This is a genomic window from Pseudomonas sp. Irchel s3b6 (assembly GCF_900187415.1).
In the GTDB taxonomy this organism is placed as follows: Bacteria; Pseudomonadota; Gammaproteobacteria; order Pseudomonadales; family Pseudomonadaceae; genus Aquipseudomonas.
Map to the genome: position 1 here is coordinate 168115 of NZ_FYDM01000008.1, position 16628 is coordinate 184742.

At 62.0% G+C, this 16628-nt stretch carries 16 protein-coding genes; all 16 read left to right on the forward strand.

Annotation, left to right across the window (positions count from 1 at the left end; genetic code table 11):
• The first annotated feature begins 49 nt into the window (after positions 1 to 49).
• The 16 genes from fliD to CKW07_RS15565 all read left to right on the forward strand — a co-directional run bounded on the left by fliD (position 50) and on the right by CKW07_RS15565 (position 16388).
• Positions 50 to 1435 carry a flagellar filament capping protein FliD gene (gene fliD / locus CKW07_RS15490; protein ID WP_095145669.1) on the forward strand — a complete coding sequence of 462 codons (1386 nt, stop codon included), beginning with the start codon at positions 50 to 52 and terminating at the stop codon, positions 1433 to 1435.
• A gap of 150 nt (positions 1436 to 1585) precedes the next feature.
• Complete coding sequence (gene fliS / locus CKW07_RS15495) at positions 1586 to 1975, forward strand: flagellar export chaperone FliS (protein ID WP_095145670.1); 390 nt, start codon at positions 1586 to 1588, stop codon at positions 1973 to 1975.
• A gap of 24 nt (positions 1976 to 1999) precedes the next feature.
• Positions 2000 to 2296 (forward strand): flagellar protein FliT, encoded by a 297-nt coding sequence (locus CKW07_RS15500; RefSeq protein WP_095145671.1) that lies wholly within the window; start codon positions 2000 to 2002, stop codon positions 2294 to 2296.
• A gap of 172 nt (positions 2297 to 2468) precedes the next feature.
• Positions 2469 to 3944 carry a sigma-54 dependent transcriptional regulator gene (locus tag CKW07_RS15505; protein WP_095145672.1) on the forward strand — a complete coding sequence of 492 codons (1476 nt, stop codon included), beginning with the start codon at positions 2469 to 2471 and terminating at the stop codon, positions 3942 to 3944.
• Positions 3945 to 4054: 110 nt separating this feature from the next.
• Positions 4055 to 5254, forward strand: coding sequence for a PAS domain-containing sensor histidine kinase (locus CKW07_RS15510; protein ID WP_095145673.1), 1200 nt, complete (start codon positions 4055 to 4057; stop codon positions 5252 to 5254).
• A 5-nt stretch (positions 5255 to 5259) separates the two neighbouring features.
• The gene (locus CKW07_RS15515) at positions 5260 to 6660 is read left to right on the forward strand and encodes a sigma-54 dependent transcriptional regulator (protein ID WP_095145674.1); all 1401 of its coding nucleotides are present in this window, start codon (positions 5260 to 5262) and stop codon (positions 6658 to 6660) included.
• Between the two features lie 130 nt (positions 6661 to 6790).
• Positions 6791 to 7120, forward strand: a complete 330-nt coding sequence (gene fliE, locus CKW07_RS15520; RefSeq protein ID WP_095145675.1) for a flagellar hook-basal body complex protein FliE — start codon at positions 6791 to 6793, stop codon at positions 7118 to 7120.
• A 15-nt stretch (positions 7121 to 7135) separates the two neighbouring features.
• A complete protein-coding gene (fliF, locus tag CKW07_RS15525; protein ID WP_095145676.1) occupies positions 7136 to 8923 on the forward strand; it encodes a flagellar basal-body MS-ring/collar protein FliF in 1788 nt (595 codons plus the stop codon).
• Complete coding sequence (gene fliG, locus CKW07_RS15530) at positions 8916 to 9935, forward strand: flagellar motor switch protein FliG (RefSeq protein WP_095080149.1); 1020 nt, start codon at positions 8916 to 8918, stop codon at positions 9933 to 9935. Before fliF ends, fliG begins: the two co-directional genes overlap by 8 nt.
• Positions 9936 to 9939: 4 nt before the next feature.
• Positions 9940 to 10743: a flagellar assembly protein FliH gene (gene fliH, locus CKW07_RS15535; protein WP_095145677.1), complete on the forward strand. Its 804-nt coding sequence runs from the start codon at positions 9940 to 9942 to the stop codon at positions 10741 to 10743.
• A complete protein-coding gene (gene fliI / locus CKW07_RS15540) occupies positions 10733 to 12091 on the forward strand; it encodes a flagellar protein export ATPase FliI (RefSeq protein WP_095145678.1) in 1359 nt (452 codons plus the stop codon). Before fliH ends, fliI begins: the two co-directional genes overlap by 11 nt.
• A gap of 5 nt (positions 12092 to 12096) precedes the next feature.
• The gene (fliJ, locus tag CKW07_RS15545) at positions 12097 to 12546 is read left to right on the forward strand and encodes a flagellar export protein FliJ (protein WP_095145679.1); all 450 of its coding nucleotides are present in this window, start codon (positions 12097 to 12099) and stop codon (positions 12544 to 12546) included.
• Between the two features lie 90 nt (positions 12547 to 12636).
• Complete coding sequence (locus CKW07_RS15550; RefSeq protein ID WP_095145680.1) at positions 12637 to 12942, forward strand: STAS domain-containing protein; 306 nt, start codon at positions 12637 to 12639, stop codon at positions 12940 to 12942.
• Between the two features lie 5 nt (positions 12943 to 12947).
• Positions 12948 to 14654, forward strand: coding sequence for a fused response regulator/phosphatase (locus CKW07_RS15555; protein ID WP_095145681.1), 1707 nt, complete (start codon positions 12948 to 12950; stop codon positions 14652 to 14654).
• 30 nt (positions 14655 to 14684) lie between these two features.
• Entirely contained in the window at positions 14685 to 15029 is a 345-nt protein-coding gene (locus CKW07_RS15560) for an Hpt domain-containing protein (RefSeq protein WP_095145682.1), read from the forward strand.
• A gap of 81 nt (positions 15030 to 15110) precedes the next feature.
• Positions 15111 to 16388 (forward strand): flagellar hook-length control protein FliK, encoded by a 1278-nt coding sequence (locus CKW07_RS15565; RefSeq protein ID WP_095145683.1) that lies wholly within the window; start codon positions 15111 to 15113, stop codon positions 16386 to 16388.
• Positions 16389 to 16628 lie beyond the last annotated feature (240 nt).

The window sequence follows — 16628 nt, forward strand, 5'->3', positions numbered from 1 at the left end:
CGGCGCACGTCGTCAAGAAAGCGGCAGCCACTGAACAAGGAGATAGACGATGGCGGGTACAACGGTTAGCGGTATTGGTTCGAACATCGATACCCAGGCGATCGTGAAGTCCTTGGTGGACGCGGAAAAGGCGCCCAAGCAAGCACAGATCAACACCCAGACGCTGAAAGCAACCACCTCGCTGTCGTCGATCGGCAAGATTCAGGCGGCGCTGGATGCTTTCCGTGGCGCCCTGACCACCATGGGCACGGACAACAGTTTCCGTGGCCTGGTCACGTCCTCCTCGGACGAGAAGGTCGCCACCATGACCGCGGGCAATGGCGCCGCCAACGGCAGTTTTGCGCTGGTGGTCGGGCAGTTGGCCAGCGCCTCCAAACTGTCGACCCAAACCTATGCCGGTGGTGCCTCGACGGTGGTCAACAGTGGCACGACGCCGACCACCTTGACGATTTCACAGTCGGGCAAGAACTATGATTTGAGTGTGCCGGCCGGGGCGACCTTGCAGCAGGTGCGTGACTCGATCAACACGCAGTTTTCCACCTCTGGCCTGAGTGCCAACATCCTCACCGACTCTACAGGTTCACGGCTGGTGTTGACCTCGACCACCATGGGCGTTGGCTCGGACCTGACATTGTCCGGCAACTCTGGCCTCGACACCGGTGCGACCGTGATCGACGTGCCACAGAATGCCAAGTACACCATCGACGGCATCGCGATGGAGTCCAAGAGCAACACCATTGCTGAAGCGGTCAGTGGTGTCAGCATCAAGTTGCTGTCGGTTTCGCCGACGGCGGCCGGTGCGCCCAAGCCAACCCCGACCACCATTTCCGTGACCACCAGCAACTCGGCGCTCAAATCCGGGGTCAAGGGTTTTGTCGACACCTACAACGCGCTGATGAAAGCGATCAATACCGAGACCAAGGTCACCATGGGGGCGGATGGCAATCCGATTGCGGGTGCCATGACTGGTGATGCGTCAATGCGCACCTTGGTCAACTCGATTCGTAGTGAGCTGAACGCGCTGTCAGGCACGGGTACCTATAAGTCCCTGGCGCAGTTCGGCATCAGTACTGACTCGACGACAGGGCTGTTGACCCTCGATGACAAGAAGTGGGACAAGGCGATGACCACCAATGCGGCGGACATCACCAGTATCTTCACTGGCAAGGACGGCCTGATCGCGCGCATGACCGCCGTGACGGACGATTACGCCAAGGCAAGCACCGGGACGCTGGCCGAGCGTTCGAAGTCTCTGAGCGAAAGCCTGAATGATCTGAAAAAGCAGCAAGACAAGCTGGATGAACGCATGACGCTTCTGCAAACCAGCCTCACGTCCAAGTACACCGCCATGGACTCCCTGGTAGCCAAGTTGCGTGCACAGAGCGACAGCATCATGACCACGCTCAACGCGCTGAACAATCCCAAGGACAGCTGATCCGTTCCAAGGCTAAGCAGCCCGGGCTGACCTTGCGAGGCGCCCGGGTTTTTTCTTGAGCAGTCCGTCGACCCTAAAGTTTTTTGCGGCACAGTCGACACAAAGACCAGAACCCGACTTTATAGTGGTCGCCTGTCACGAGGTAGAAACATGAATCCCATGAGAGCCCTTCGCCAATATCAGAAGGTCAATTCCCATGCCCAGATCTCTGAAGCCAGCCCTCATCGCCTGGTGCAGATGCTGATGGAAGGCGGGCTGGACCGCATTGCTCAGGCCAAGGGCGCGCTGGCGCGTGGCGACATCGCGGAGAAGGGCCTGATGCTCGGCAAGGCGATCGATATCATTATCGGCTTGCGTGATGGTCTGGACGCCGAGAAAAGTGATAATCCGGATTATGTGCAGCAGCTCGAAAGCCTGTATGTGTACATGACCAACCGGCTGATGGAAGCCAATCTGCAGAACGACGTCGAAATCATGGACGAAGTGACGCGTTTGCTGATCACGGTCAAGAGTGGTTGGGATGCTATTGCGGCAGAATAGGCCGTTCGGCCTGAGGAACATGTCATGAGCCATGCACTGCAACGGATTGACGACACCCGCGAAGCCTTGATCGGTGCGTTGCTCGAGCGCAACTGGGATGCCATCGGCAAACTGGATGAGACGTGCCGCACCTGTATCGATGAGGTACTGAGCGAGGCGTCGACGGATGAAGGTGCCTTGCGCGAAAAACTGGAGAGTCTGTTGGCGGTTTATCGACAGCTGCTGGAAGTGACGACAGGCGAACGCCAGGCAATCGTCGACGAGATGTCGCAGATCAATCAGGCGCAAAAAGCGGCAAAGGTTTACCACCTGTTCGGTTAACGGTTCAGTTAATCCGATTTTAGTGCGCCATAAATTTGACTGTGCACGGTTTTTTGACTTAACTAGTGGCTGATTCGAGTTTTCAGGCGTCTATCAGGCTTAATGTGCCGGCAGGCGTCTAGATTGCCCTCTTTGTTCGGGCATATGAGTTGACCAGGGAAGTTGCTATTGCATGTGGCGTGAAACCAAGATTCTGCTGATTGATGACGATAGCGTCCGCCGCCGCGACCTGGCGGTGATTTTAAATTTTCTCGGTGAAGAAAATTTACCCTGTGGTAGCCATGATTGGCAGCAGGCTGTCGGTTCGTTGTCATCCAGTCGTGAAGTCATCTGTGTCCTCATCGGGACGGTAAGTGCTCCTGGTACGTTGTCGAGTCTGTTAAAGACACTCGCTACCTGGGATGAGTTCCTTCCGGTGTTGTTAATGGGCGATAATTCTTCCGTTGACCTGCCTGATGAACAGCGCCGCCGGGTGCTTTCCACCCTGGAACTGCCGCCCAGCTACAGCAAGTTGCTCGACTCCCTGCACCGTGCCCAGGTCTATCGCGAGATGTACGACCAGGCCCGTGAGCGCGGTCGTCATCGTGAACCCAATCTTTTCCGCAGCCTTGTCGGCACCAGCCGGGCGATTCAACACGTCCGCCAGATGATGCAGCAAGTTGCCGACACCGATGCCAGCGTGCTGATCCTCGGTGAGTCCGGCACGGGCAAGGAAGTGGTGGCGCGTAACCTGCACTATCACTCCAAGCGCCGCGACGCGCCGTTCGTGCCGGTCAACTGCGGGGCGATCCCGGCCGAGTTGCTGGAAAGCGAACTGTTCGGCCACGAGAAGGGCGCCTTTACCGGGGCGATCACCAGCCGTGCCGGGCGTTTTGAGCTGGCCAACGGTGGCACCCTGTTCCTCGACGAAATCGGCGACATGCCGTTGCCGATGCAGGTCAAGCTGCTGCGGGTGTTGCAGGAGCGTACCTTCGAGCGTGTGGGCAGCAACAAGACCCAGAGCGTCGATGTGCGAATCATTGCCGCGACCCACAAGAACCTCGAAAGCATGATCGAGGTCGGCAGCTTCCGCGAAGACCTGTATTACCGCCTGAACGTATTCCCGATCGAAATGGCGCCCCTGCGCGAGCGGGTCGAGGACATTCCGTTGCTGATGAACGAGTTGATCTCGCGCATGGAGCACGAGAAGCGCGGTTCCATTCGTTTCAACTCGGCGGCGATCATGTCGCTGTGCCGCCACGGCTGGCCGGGCAACGTCCGCGAGCTGGCCAACCTTGTGGAGCGCATGGCGATCATGCACCCGTACGGGGTGATCGGCGTGGTCGAGTTGCCGAAGAAGTTTCGCTACGTCGACGACGAAGACGAGCAAATGGTCGACAACCTGCGCAGCGATCTGGAAGAGCGGGTGGCCATCAACGGGCATACCCCGGACTTCACGGCCAACGCCCTGTTGCCGCCCGAAGGCCTGGACCTGAAGGATTACCTGGGTGGCCTGGAGCAAGGGCTGATCCAGCAGGCACTGGATGATGCCAACGGGATTGTCGCGCGCGCGGCCGAGCGCCTGCGCATTCGCCGCACCACCCTGGTGGAAAAGATGCGCAAGTACGGCATGAGCCGTCGTGATGGAGAAGAACAGACGGAGGATTGACGCCTGTTTTTCAACTCATTGAATAATGGGCAGTTTTTTTTAGGCACGGGTATTGCTACATCCCTCGCAACGTTCCGTTTAACTGACGGTCAGCCAAGCGAGAGAGCACGATGCCCCACGCCGCCCAGATGTCTCCAGTCCCCGACACGCCCTGCGTAGAGCAGGCAAGCCGGCTTGGTCTTGAGCAGGCGTTCGCGCTGTTCAATCAGATGTCGAGCCAACTCACCGACTCCTACAGCATGCTGGAAGCCCGGGTCACCGAACTCAAGGGTGAGCTGGCGGTGGTCAGTGCCCAGCGGATGCAGGAGCTGGCCGAAAAAGAACGCTTGGCCAACCGCCTGCAAAACCTCCTTGATCTGTTGCCTGGCGGTGTCATCGTCATCGATGCTCAGGGCATCGTGCGCGAAGCCAACCCGGCCGCCGAGGAATTGCTCGGTCTGCCCCTCGAAGGCGAGTTGTGGCGCCAGGTGATTGCGCGCAGTTTCGCCCCCCGTGACGACGACGGTCATGAAGTCTCCTTGAAGGACGGTCGACGCCTGTCGATCGCCACCCGTTCTCTGGATGCCGAGCCGGGCCAGTTGGTGCTGCTCAACGACCTGACCGAAACCCGTCATCTGCAAGGTCAACTGGCGCGTCATGAGCGCTTGTCATCCCTGGGGCGCATGGTCGCCTCGCTGGCCCATCAAATCCGCACGCCGCTGTCGGCGGCCTTGCTCTATGCCAGCCATCTGGCCGAGCAGGCGTTGCCGGTGGCGACCCAGCAGCGCTTTGCCGGCCGTTTGAAAGAGCGCTTGCACGAGCTGGAGCACCAGGTGCGTGACATGCTGGTGTTTGCCCGCGGCGAGTTGCCGCTGACGGATCGCGTGACCCCCAAGGCGCTGATGCAATCGCTGCAGGCGGCGGCCCAGACTCACGTCCAGGGCTTGCCGATCCGTTGGCAGTGCGACACCCATGCCGGCGAGTTGCTGTGCAATCGCGACACGCTGGTTGGCGCACTGCTGAACCTGCTTGAAAACGCCATTCAGGCCAGCGCTGGCGATGTGCGCTTGAAAGTGCATGCCTATCGCCGTGGCAATACCCTGCGGCTGTGCGTCAGTGACAACGGCGAAGGGATCGATGCCTCGGTGCTTGAGCGCCTGGGGGAGCCGTTTTTTACCACCAAGGCCACCGGCACCGGCTTGGGCCTGACCGTGGTCAAGGCCGTGGCGCGGGCTCATCAGGGACAATTGCAGCTGCGCTCGCGGCCGGGTCGCGGCACCTGTGCACGGGTCGACCTGCCGTTGTTTTCCAGCGCTCAAGGACTGGAGTGAGGTCAATGACAATCAAGGTTCTGCTGGTCGAGGATGACCGCGCGCTGCGCGAGGCACTGGCCGATACGCTGCTGCTGGCCGGTCACGACTACCGCGCCGTGGGCTCGGCCGAAGAGGCGCTGAGCGTGGCGGCCGAAGAGTCCTTCAATCTGGTGATCAGTGACGTCAACATGCCGGGCATGGACGGCCACCAGTTGCTGGGCGCACTGCGGGTTCGTTACCCGCACCTGCCGGTGCTGCTGATGACCGCCCATGGCGCCGTGGAGCGCGCGGTGGATGCAATGCGCCAGGGGGCTGCGGACTATCTGGTCAAGCCGTTCGAGCCCAAGGCGTTGCTCGACCTGGTGGCGCGCCACGCCCTGGGCAGCCTGGGCGGTGCAGAGGACGAAGGGCCGGTGGCGTTCGAGCCGGCCAGCGCACAGTTGCTGGCGCTCGCGGTGCGGGTGGCACGCAGTGATTCGACGGTGTTGATCTCGGGCGAGTCCGGCACCGGCAAGGAAGTGCTGGCGCGCTACATTCATCAGCACTCGCGACGCGGCCAGCAGCCGTTCATTGCGATCAACTGTGCGGCGATCCCGGACAACATGCTCGAGGCGACGCTGTTCGGGCATGAGAAAGGTGCGTTCACCGGGGCGATTGCCGCCCAGGCCGGCAAGTTCGAGCAGGCCGATGGCGGGACCCTGCTGCTCGACGAAATTTCCGAAATGCCCCTGGGGTTGCAAGCCAAGCTGCTGCGTGTGTTGCAGGAGCGCGAGGTTGAGCGCGTGGGTGCGCGCAAGCCGATTGCCCTGGATATTCGTGTGGTGGCGACGACCAACCGCGACCTGGCGGCGGAAGTGGCGGCGGGGCGTTTTCGTGAGGATCTCTATTATCGCTTGTCGGTCTTCCCGCTGGCCTGGCGCCCGCTGCGCGAGCGCACTGCCGACATTCTGCCGCTGGCCGAGCGCCTGCTGGCCCGGCACGTCAATAAAATGAAGCACGCCGCCGCCAGACTTTCGCCTGAGGCGCAGGCCTGCCTGATCGGTTATCCCTGGCCGGGCAATGTGCGCGAGCTGGATAACGCCATTCAGCGAGCGCTGATCTTGCAGCAGGGCGGGTTGATCCAACCGCAGGACTTTTGTCTGTCCGGGCCGGTGGCCTGTGCGCCATTGCCGGTCCTGGCGCCTGCTTACGTGGCGTCGCGGGTGCTGGAGGTCGAGACGCCCCAGGCAGAGTCGGCCGGGGTCCTGGGCGATGACCTGCGGCGTCATGAGTTCCAGATGATCATCGACACCCTGCGTAGTGAGCGCGGGCGGCGCAAGGAAGCCGCCGAGCGCCTGGGCATCAGTCCGCGGACCCTGCGCTACAAGCTGGCGCAGATGCGTGATGCCGGCATGGACGTCGAGGCCTGTTTATTCGCGACCTGAGCCTTGTGTGAGTAAAGCCCGGGCAGGGCTTTTGTCGAGCGTCGCCATGGAGCTGGCACCCTTGTTGCTAACACCACTCTATCCGCCGAGTGAGTGTCAAAAAATTGCGGGTCGTCAGAGAGAGTAGTCCATGAGTCAAGGAATTGAATTCAACCGGTTGATGCTGGACATGCGGGCCATGCAAATGGACGCCATGGCTCAGCCCAAGGCTGGCGTCGCCGTGCCGGAACTGGCCGGCAGCAGCTTCGCCGATATGCTCGGCCAGGCCGTCAACAAGGTCAACGAAACCCAGCAGGCGTCGACCCAGTTGTCCACCGCGTTCGAGATCGGCAAGAGCGGTGTCGACCTGACCGATGTGATGATCGCCAAGGAAAAAGCCGGCGTCTCCTTTCAGGCACTGACCCAGGTGCGTAACAAGTTGGTTCAGGCATACCAAGACATCATGCAGATGCCGGTTTAAGGACGAGATTGAGTCATGGCAGAAGCAGTCGCCGATAACGTTCCGGCCAAGGTCGCGCCCACCGACGGCAAACCGCCGCTCTTTGGGTTGTCCTTCCTGGAAAACCTCTCCGAGATGACCATGCTGCGTCAGGTCGGCCTGTTGGTCGGCCTGGCCGCCAGTGTGGCGATTGGCTTTGCCGTGGTGCTGTGGTCGCAGCAACCCGATTATCGGCCGCTGTACGGCAGCCTGGCCGGGATGGATGCCAAGCAGGTCATGGAAACCCTGGCCACCGCTGACATTCCTTACACCGTAGAACCCAATTCCGGCGCCTTGCTGGTCAAGGCCGATGACCTGCCGCGTGCGCGGCTCAAACTTGCCGCCGCGGGTGTCACTCCCACCGACGGCAACATCGGTTTCGAGATTCTCGACAAGGACCAGGGCCTGGGCACCAGCCAGTTCATGGAGGCGACCCGTTATCGTCGTGGCCTTGAAGGCGAACTGGCGCGCACCATTTCCAGCCTGAACAACGTCAAGGGCGCCCGCGTGCACCTGGCGATCCCCAAGAGTTCGGTGTTCGTGCGTGACGAGCGCAAGCCCAGCGCTTCGGTATTGGTCGAACTCTATGCCGGGCGCTCGCTGGAGCCGGGTCAGGTGCTGGCCATCGTCAACTTGGTGGCGACCAGTGTTCCGGAATTGAGTAAATCGCAAATCACCGTGGTCGACCAGAAGGGCAACCTGCTCTCCGACCAGGCGGAAAACTCCGCGCTGACCATGGCCGGCAAACAGTTCGACTACAGCCGCCGCATGGAAAGCATGCTCACCCAGCGTGTGCACAACATCCTGCAGCCGGTGCTGGGCAATGATCGTTACAAAGCCGAAGTGTCCGCCGACGTGGACTTCAGCGCGGTCGAGTCGACGTCCGAACAGTTCAACCCGGATCAGCCGGCGTTGCGCAGCGAGCAGTCGACGTCCGAGCAGCGCACCGCCAGCAACGGCCCGCAGGGCGTGCCTGGCGCGTTGAGCAATCAGCCACCGGCACCGGCCTCGGCACCGCAAACCACCGGTGGCGCGACGGCTTCGGCCGGTATGGTGCAGCCCGGCCAGCCGCTGCTCGATGCCAACGGCCAGCAGATCATGGACCCAGCCACGGGGCAGCCGATGCTGGCCCCGTACCCGGCGGACAAGCGCCAGCAGTCGACCAAGAACTTCGAGCTTGACCGCTCCATCAGTCACACCAAGCAGCAACAGGGGCGCTTGAATCGCCTGTCGGTGTCGGTGGTGGTCGATGATCAGGTCAAGATCAACCCGGCCAACGGCGAAACCACCCGGGCGCCGTGGAGTGCCGATGAACTGGCACGCTTCACCCGCCTGGTACAGGACGCGGTCGGTTTCGACGCCAGCCGTGGCGACAGCGTCAGCGTGATCAACATGCCGTTCTCCGCCGAGCGCGGCGAGGTGATTGCCGATATTCCGTTCTACTCGCAACCGTGGTTCTGGGACATCGTCAAGCAAGTGCTGGGTGTGCTGTTCATCCTGGTGCTGGTGTTCGGCGTGCTGCGTCCGGTGCTCAACAACATCACCGGTGGCGGCAAGGATCGGCAGCTGGCGGGTATCGGCAGTGATTCCGAGCTCGGCGGCCTGGGCGGTCTGGATGGCGAGCTGGGTAACGATCGCGTCAGCCTCGGCGGTCCGCAAAGCATCCTGTTGCCTAGCCCGAGCGAAGGCTATGACGCACAGTTGAACGCAATCAAGAGCCTGGTGGCCGAAGATCCGGGTCGTGTGGCCCAGGTCGTGAAAGAGTGGATTAACGCAGATGAGTGATAACCGAGCCGCTATCGCCAAACTCAGCCGGGTCGACAAAGCCGCGATTCTGCTGCTGTCCCTGGGCGAAACCGATGCCGCGCAAGTGTTGCGCCACATGGGGCCCAAAGAGGTCCAGCGCGTGGGCGTGGCCATGGCGCAAATGGGTAATGTGCACCGTGAGCAGGTCGAACAGGTGATGAGCGAGTTCGTCGACATCGTCGGCGACCAGACCAGCCTGGGCGTCGGCTCTGATGGCTATATCCGCAAAATGCTCACCCAGGCCCTGGGCGAGGACAAGGCCAACGGCCTGATCGACCGGATCCTGCTAGGGGGCAATACCAGCGGCCTGGACAGCCTCAAGTGGATGGAGCCGCGCGCGGTGGCGGACGTGATCCGGTACGAGCACCCGCAGATCCAGGCCATTGTCGTGGCCTATCTGGACCCGGACCAGGCGGGTGAAGTGCTGGGTAATTTCGACCACAAGGTGCGGCTGGACATCATCCTGCGGGTTTCCTCGCTGAACACGGTACAGCCAGCGGCACTCAAGGAACTGAACCAGATTCTGGAAAAGCAGTTCTCCGGCAATTCCAATGCCTCGCGCACCACCCTGGGTGGCATCAAGCGCGCGGCGGACATCATGAACTTCCTCGACAGTTCGATCGAAGGCCAGTTGATGGACTCGATCCGCGAAGTCGACGAGGACCTGTCCGGTCAGATCGAAGACCTCATGTTCGTGTTCAACAACCTGTCCGACGTCGACGACCGTGGCATCCAGGCGTTGCTGCGCGAAGTCTCCTCCGACGTGCTGGTGCTGGCCCTCAAGGGGTCCGACGAAGGCGTCAAGGACAAGATCTTCAAGAACATGTCCAAGCGTGCCGCCGAACTGCTGCGCGACGACCTGGAGGCCAAGGGCCCGGTGCGCGTCAGCGATGTGGAAACCGCGCAAAAGGAAATCCTCACCATTGCCCGCCGTATGGCCGAAGCCGGAGAAATCGTTCTCGGCGGGAAGGGCGGCGAAGAAATGATCTGACCTTATGGCCTCCAAGAGTGATGAGTCGCCCACTGACCTGATTCGTGCGCGTGATGTCAGTGGGTTCGACATCTGGTCGTTGCCCAGTTTCGATCCGTTTGTCCCGGAGCCCGAACCCGAGCCTGAACCCGAGCCGCCGGAAATCGAAGAGGTGCCGCTGGAGGAAGTCCAGCCGCTGACCCTCGAAGAGCTTGAAAGCATTCGCCAGGAAGCCTGGAACGAAGGGTTTGCCACCGGCGAGAAAGAAGGCTTTCACAGCACCACCCTCAAGGTCCGCCAGGAGGCGGAAGTGGCCTTGGCGGCGAAGCTGGCCAGCCTTGAGCAACTGATGAGCCACCTGTTCGAGCCCATCGCCGAGCAGGACACGCAAATCGAAAAAGGCCTGGTGGCCCTGGTCCGGCACATCTCCCGCCAGGTGATTCAGCGCGAGCTGGCCATCGACTCCTCGCAAATCGAACACGTCATGCGCGAGGCCCTCAAGCTGTTGCCGCTGGGCGTGGGTAACGTGCGCCTGTACATCAATCCGCAGGATTTCGAGCAGGTCAAAGCCTTGCGCGAGCGTCATGAGGAAACCTGGCGCATCGTCGAGGACGAAGCCCTGCTGCCTGGCGGTTGCCGTGTCGAGACCGAACACAGCCGCATCGATGCCACGGTGGAAACCCGGATCACCCAGGCCACGGCGCAGTTGCTCGATCAACTGCACGAGCAGGCGCTGCACCCGGCCGAGGCGGACCTGTCGATCGACTTGTCCGCTCCCGCGAAAGCGCCTGCCCGGCCAGAGCCAGTGGACTGCCTTGATGCGTCTTGAGCGCACCAGTTTCGGCAAGCGCCTGAGTGGCTACGCCGACGCCGTCGAACTGCCGGGCCAGCCAATCCTCGAAGGGCGCCTGCTGCGCATGGTCGGCCTGACGCTCGAGGCCGAGGGCTTGCGCGCGGCCATGGGCAGTCGTTGTCGGGTGATCAACGACAACAGCTATCACCCGATCGAGGTGGAAGCCGAGGTCATGGGGTTTTCCGGCAATAAAATATTCCTGATGCCGGTGGGCAGTGTCGCCGGCATTGCGCCTGGCGCCCGGGTCGTGCCGCTGGCCGACAACGGCCGCTTGCCGATGGGCATGAGCATGCTCGGGCGTGTACTCGACGGTGCCGGCCGTGCCCTGGACGGCAAGGGCGGGATGAAAGCCGAAGACTGGGTGCCGCTGGATGGCCCGACCATCAACCCGCTCAATCGCGACCCCATCAGCCAGCCGCTGGACGTAGGCATTCGTTGCATCAACGGTTTGTTGACGGTGGGGCGTGGCCAGCGCCTGGGCCTGTTCGCCGGTACCGGCGTGGGCAAGAGTGTGTTGCTGGGCATGATGACCCGCTTTACCGAGGCCGACATTATTGTGGTCGGGCTGATCGGTGAGCGGGGCCGTGAAGTCAAGGAATTCATCGAGCATATTCTCGGTGAAGAAGGCCTCAAGCGCTCGGTGGTGGTCGCGTCCCCCGCCGACGATGCGCCGCTGATGCGCCTGCGCGCAGCGATGTATTGCACGCGAATCGCCGAGTACTTTCGCGACAAGGGCAAGAATGTCCTGTTGCTGATGGACTCCCTGACCCGTTTCGCCCAGGCCCAGCGGGAAATCGCCCTGGCCATCGGCGAGCCGCCAGCGACCAAGGGCTATCCGCCCTCGGTGTTCGCCAAGCTGCCGAAACTGGTGGAGCGGGCCGGTAACGCCGAGGCCGGAGGGGGTTCGATCACCGCGTTCTATACCGTGCTGTCCGAAGGCGACGACCAGCAGGACCCGATTGCCGACTCAGCGCGGGGCGTGCTCGACGGGCACATTGTGTTGTCGCGGCGCCTGGCGGAAGAAGGGCACTACCCGGCAATCGACATCGAGGCCTCCATCAGCCGGGTCATGCCGTCGGTGGTCTCGCCCGAGCACATGCGCCGTGCCCAGTACTTCAAGCAGCTCTGGTCGCGTTATCAACAGAGTCGCGACCTGATCAGCGTCGGTGCCTATGTGGCCGGTGGTGACCGTGAGACCGACACCGCCATTGCCTTGCAGCCGACCATGGTCAAGTACCTGCGCCAGGGGCTCAACGACAACATCGGCCTGGGTGAAAGCGATGCGCACCTGGAGACGATCTTCGCGCCGGCGGCCGGGGGCTGACCGCTATGGCCCAAAGCCGCGCAACGCGCCTGGCACCGGTGGTCGACATGGCTGAAAAGGCCGAGAAGACTGCTGTCCAGCGCCTGGGGTATTTCCAGGGGCAGGTTCGGCTGGCGGAAACCAAGCTGGCCGACCTGGACGGCTTTCGCCTGGAATACCTGGAACGCTGGGTAGAGCGCGGCCGCGAGGGGGTTTCCGGGCAATGGTTGCTGGGTTACCAAGGGTTTCTGGTGCAGCTGGGGACCGCGATCGACCAGCAGCGGCAGAGCCTGGCCTGGCACCAGAACAACCTGGACAAGGCGCGGGACGCCTGGCAGCAGGCGTACGCCCGGGTTGAAGGCCTGCGCAAGCTGGTGCAACGCTATATCGATGAGGCCCGCCAGCTTGAAGACAAGCGCGAGCAGAAGCTGCTGGATGAGCTTTCCCAGCGGTTGCCGCGAGAGAGTCCGTATTGATGGGGGAGGGGTGTCGATTTCATTCCTTGAACATGCCCTGTGCAGGTGCTAAACCTTGTACACGATTGCCAATGACAAGGAAGCTTTAGCATGTCAGTCATCACCGAAGTCTCAGCGGATGGACAAAAACTGACGATATCGATCAAGGGACGGTTTGATTTCGCCAAGCATCAGGAATTTCGCGACTCCTACGAAAAGCTCGATGATCAGCTCAGCTCGGTGGTGGTTGACCTCAAGGACGCCACCTACCTCGACAGCTCGGCGCTGGGTATGTTGCTGTTGCTGCGCGACCATGCCGGTGGGGATGAATCCGACGTGCGCCTGGTCAACAGCAGCACTGACGTGCGCAAGATTCTCGCGATCTCCAACTTCGACAAGCTGTTCGACATCAGTTGATCGCCATGGCGCCGTTGGCGGAGTCCCTGACGGTATTGATCGCGGAAGACAGTGCCGCCGATCGCTTGTTGCTGTCGAGTATCGTGCGGCGCCAGGGGCACGAGGTGCTGGTGGCCGCCAACGGTGTCGAAGCGGTCGAGCTGTACCGCCAGCAGCGACCCCACCTGGTGTTGATGGACGCGATGATGCCGGTGATGGACGGCTTTGACGCGGCGCGCCAGATCAAGCAACTGGCCGGGGAGACCCTGGTACCGATCATCTTTCTGACGTCCCTGACCGAAAGCGAGGCGCTGGCCCGTTGCCTGGAGGCCGGTGGTGACGACTTTTTGGCGAAACCCTATAACCAGGTGATCCTCGCGGCCAAGATCAAGGCCATGGATCGCTTGCGGCGTTTGCAGGCCACGGTGCTGGAGCAGCGCGACCAGATCACCCGGCATCACGATTACTTGCTCAACGAACAGCGCGTGGCCAAGGCGGTGTTCGACAAGGTTGCCCATTCGGGGTGTCTGAGCGCGCCAAACATCCGCTACTCGCAATCCCCCTATGCGCTGTTCAATGGGGATTTACTGCTGGCCGCGTTCACCCCATCCGGTGACATGCAGGTGCTGCTCGGCGATTTCACCGGCCATGGGTTGCCGGCGGCGGTTGGCGCCATGCCACTGGCTGAAGTGTTCTACGGCATGACCGCCAAGGGCTATGGCCTGGCCGAAACCCTGCGGGAAATGAATGCCAAACTCAAGCGTATCCTGCCGGTGGACATGTTCTGCTGCGCGACCTTGCTGTCCTTGAGTTTTCAGCGTGGCTCGGTCGAGGTCTGGAATGGCGGGATGCCGGATGGCTACCTGCATGACATCGCCACCGGCGAGCGCAGGCCGCTGACCGCGCGGCATTTGCCGTTGGGTGTGTTGAGTCCCGAAGCCTTCGACGATCGCACTGACGTGTTCCCGATGGCTTTGGGGGATCGGGTGTTCCTGTTGTCCGATGGGGTCATCGATACCTGCGATGCCGACGAGCAGTTGTTCGGCGTCGAGCGTCTGCACAAGGTGTTTGCCGACAATCGTCAGCCAGAGCGGTTGTTCGAGGAGATCGAGCAGGCGCTGCGCGACTTTGGTGGTGGGGCGCGGGATGACGTGAGCATGGTCGAGATCAGCCTGCTGGAGCCTGAGCACGTCAGCCCGCCAGTGCCGGTGTATTCCGACAGTGGTCAGTCCTGTCCGCTGGACTGGTCGGTGAGCTTCGAGTTTCGTGCCGCCACCCTCAAGCGCTTCAACCCGCTGCCGTATCTGCTGCAGTTGCTGCTGGAAGTGCATGGATTGCGCGCGCAAAGCGGCGCGCTCTACAGTGTGCTGGCCGAGCTTTACTCCAATGCGCTGGAGCATGGCGTGCTGGGGCTGGATTCGAGCATCAAGCGCGACGTGTCGGGGTTTGCGCATTATTATCAGCTGCGCAATCAGCGCCTTGAGCAGCTTGCGGACGGCTACCTGCGGGTGCATTTGCAGGTAGTGCCCCAAGGGGCTGGCGGGTGCCTGGTGATAGAGGTTGAAGACAGCGGCAATGGTTTCGATGTGCAGCGCGTGATGGACCGACCGTCGGACGTCGGCCGCTTGTCGGGGCGAGGCGTGAGCCTGATCCGTCAATTGAGCCACAACGCCTGTTGGTCGGACGATGGTCGACGGGCCCGCGTGGAGTTTTCCTGGGACGCTCAGGCATAATCCGTACATTCTTGATCAAGGAGCGAACAAGTGACTGAGACACATCTGGATCACAACGTGTTGAGTGCGTTGCAGGAAGTCATGGAGGGAGAGTATCCGCTGTTGCTGGATGCGTTTCTTGCTGACTCCGAAGAGCGTTTGCGCTTACTGCGCAAGGCGGACGACGTCGCGCAGATTATCAATGTGGCCCATAGCCTCAAGGGCAGTAGCGGCAATATGGGAGCGCTGCGCCTGGCCGAGTTCTGCGGTGAACTGGAACAGCGTGCCAAAAAAAATACGACCCCCCCGGCCGTCATTGCGCGACTGGTAGGCGAAATCGACGGTGAGTTCGAGATTGTCCGGCCGCTTTATGAAGCCGAGCGCCGGCGCTCTTAGTCGCCGCCGGGCAAAGCTGGCCCGACCTTTGCAGTCATCTCCACTGACTTTACCTACGATTCCCGTGCAGCGGAGACTGCCATGCCCCTTTCCCCACACCTGCTTCTTCAGGCGAGCGCCAAGGCCAAACCTCAGTCCGGCCCCGCCAATGCCCCGGCGGCGCCCGTGGCGCCAGGGGACAAGGCCGCCAGCTTTGTCGGCGTGTTTGCCGGTCAGGCCTGGGGAAAATCCCCCGTGACCGCTGACGCAGTGGCAAAGACGCCACGTGACAAGGCTGCCGAAGGTCCGGCCAAAAAGGATGTCGCCAGTGATGCGCCTGCCGCTGCGGCCCCTGTGGTTGCCGGTAGCGGCAAAACCTTGCCTGCCGACAACATCGATAAACCCGACGGCGCCCAGGCCGCAACGGACGATACGCTACCCCTGGACCCGGCGTTGCGGGTGGATGCACAGCCAACAGCGCCGACACCGGTTGCTGACTCAGCGGCCGTGGTCGCGGCGGACCCGGTTGCCGAGGCTGCCATTGCCGCCTCGGTTCAAACCGTCACCGCGCCGGCATTCGACCCTGAAGCCGATCCGCTCGATGCGCTGCCCGCGGTGCGTTTGGCCATGGAGCAGAGCGGTCACGTCTCTGCGTCCACGCAGGCCCAGGCCAAGCTGGCCCCGGCTGCGCTCGATGGCGAGCCGACGCCGGCGCAACACTTCTCCGCCGGCATGGCCAGCATGCTTGAATTGCAAGCCGACAAGGACAGCACCGGCCAAGGGGGCGAAAAAGCCTTCACCGGCCTGCTTGACGAAGGCCTCAAGGACCTGGGCGCTGCCAGCAGCGACACCCGTGTCGACGATTTTGCCAGCCGCCTGGCGGCGTTGACCCAGGCGGCGACGCCGAAAACCGCCAATGCGCTACCGGTCAACCAGCCGATCGCCATGCATCAAAGCGGCTGGACCGAAGAAGTGGTCAATCGCGTCATGTACCTGTCGAGTGCCAACCTCAAGGCCGCCGAGATTCAGCTTCAGCCGGCCGAACTGGGGCGCCTGGATATCCGCATCAACCTGATTCCCGATCAACAGACCCAGGTGACCTTCATGAGCGCCCACGTCGGGGTTCGCGAAGCGCTGGACGGGCAGATGCATCGGTTGCGCGAGATGTTCGTGCAGCAAGGCATGGGGCAGGTCGACGTCAATGTGTCCGACCAGTCCCGGGGCTCGCAAGAGCAGACTCAGCAGGGGCACAGCGGGCGCACTTCGGCCAGCGGTGCGCGCCTGGACGCGACCGCCGATGAGCCCTCGGTCAGCGTGACCGAAGTCGCCGCCAGCACCGCCAGTGTGATTGGCACCAGTGCGGTCGATTACTACGCCTGACTGAACGCAGAACCCACTCCCGTGGCGAGCAAGCTTGCTCGCGCTGGGCTGCATAGCAGCCCCACAACCCTCGCCGAGGTCTTTCCGATAGACCGCCACCACCTTGTCAGGGCGCGCTGCGCACGCCAGCGCGAGCAAGCGCCCTCGCCACAAGGGCAGCCTTCATGTGTTATTGAGTCGCATGAGTGCGCCCCGACACTTCTGGCATAACACTTGCTCTTGCCTTGCCGTGCGACTGTG

Coding starts and splice junctions, on each gene's coding strand:
- fliD (WP_095145669.1), top strand. CDS start 50: ATGGCGGGTACAACGGTTAGCGGTATTGGTTCGAACATCGATACCCAG.
- fliS (WP_095145670.1), top strand. CDS start 1,586: ATGAATCCCATGAGAGCCCTTCGCCAATATCAGAAGGTCAATTCCCAT.
- CKW07_RS15500 (WP_095145671.1), top strand. CDS start 2,000: ATGAGCCATGCACTGCAACGGATTGACGACACCCGCGAAGCCTTGATC.
- CKW07_RS15505 (WP_095145672.1), top strand. CDS start 2,469: ATGTGGCGTGAAACCAAGATTCTGCTGATTGATGACGATAGCGTCCGC.
- CKW07_RS15510 (WP_095145673.1), top strand. CDS start 4,055: ATGCCCCACGCCGCCCAGATGTCTCCAGTCCCCGACACGCCCTGCGTA.
- CKW07_RS15515 (WP_095145674.1), top strand. CDS start 5,260: ATGACAATCAAGGTTCTGCTGGTCGAGGATGACCGCGCGCTGCGCGAG.
- fliE (WP_095145675.1), top strand. CDS start 6,791: ATGAGTCAAGGAATTGAATTCAACCGGTTGATGCTGGACATGCGGGCC.
- fliF (WP_095145676.1), top strand. CDS start 7,136: ATGGCAGAAGCAGTCGCCGATAACGTTCCGGCCAAGGTCGCGCCCACC.
- fliG (WP_095080149.1), top strand. CDS start 8,916: ATGAGTGATAACCGAGCCGCTATCGCCAAACTCAGCCGGGTCGACAAA.
- fliH (WP_095145677.1), top strand. CDS start 9,940: ATGGCCTCCAAGAGTGATGAGTCGCCCACTGACCTGATTCGTGCGCGT.
- fliI (WP_095145678.1), top strand. CDS start 10,733: ATGCGTCTTGAGCGCACCAGTTTCGGCAAGCGCCTGAGTGGCTACGCC.
- fliJ (WP_095145679.1), top strand. CDS start 12,097: ATGGCCCAAAGCCGCGCAACGCGCCTGGCACCGGTGGTCGACATGGCT.
- CKW07_RS15550 (WP_095145680.1), top strand. CDS start 12,637: ATGTCAGTCATCACCGAAGTCTCAGCGGATGGACAAAAACTGACGATA.
- CKW07_RS15555 (WP_095145681.1), top strand. CDS start 12,948: ATGGCGCCGTTGGCGGAGTCCCTGACGGTATTGATCGCGGAAGACAGT.
- CKW07_RS15565 (WP_095145683.1), top strand. CDS start 15,111: ATGCCCCTTTCCCCACACCTGCTTCTTCAGGCGAGCGCCAAGGCCAAA.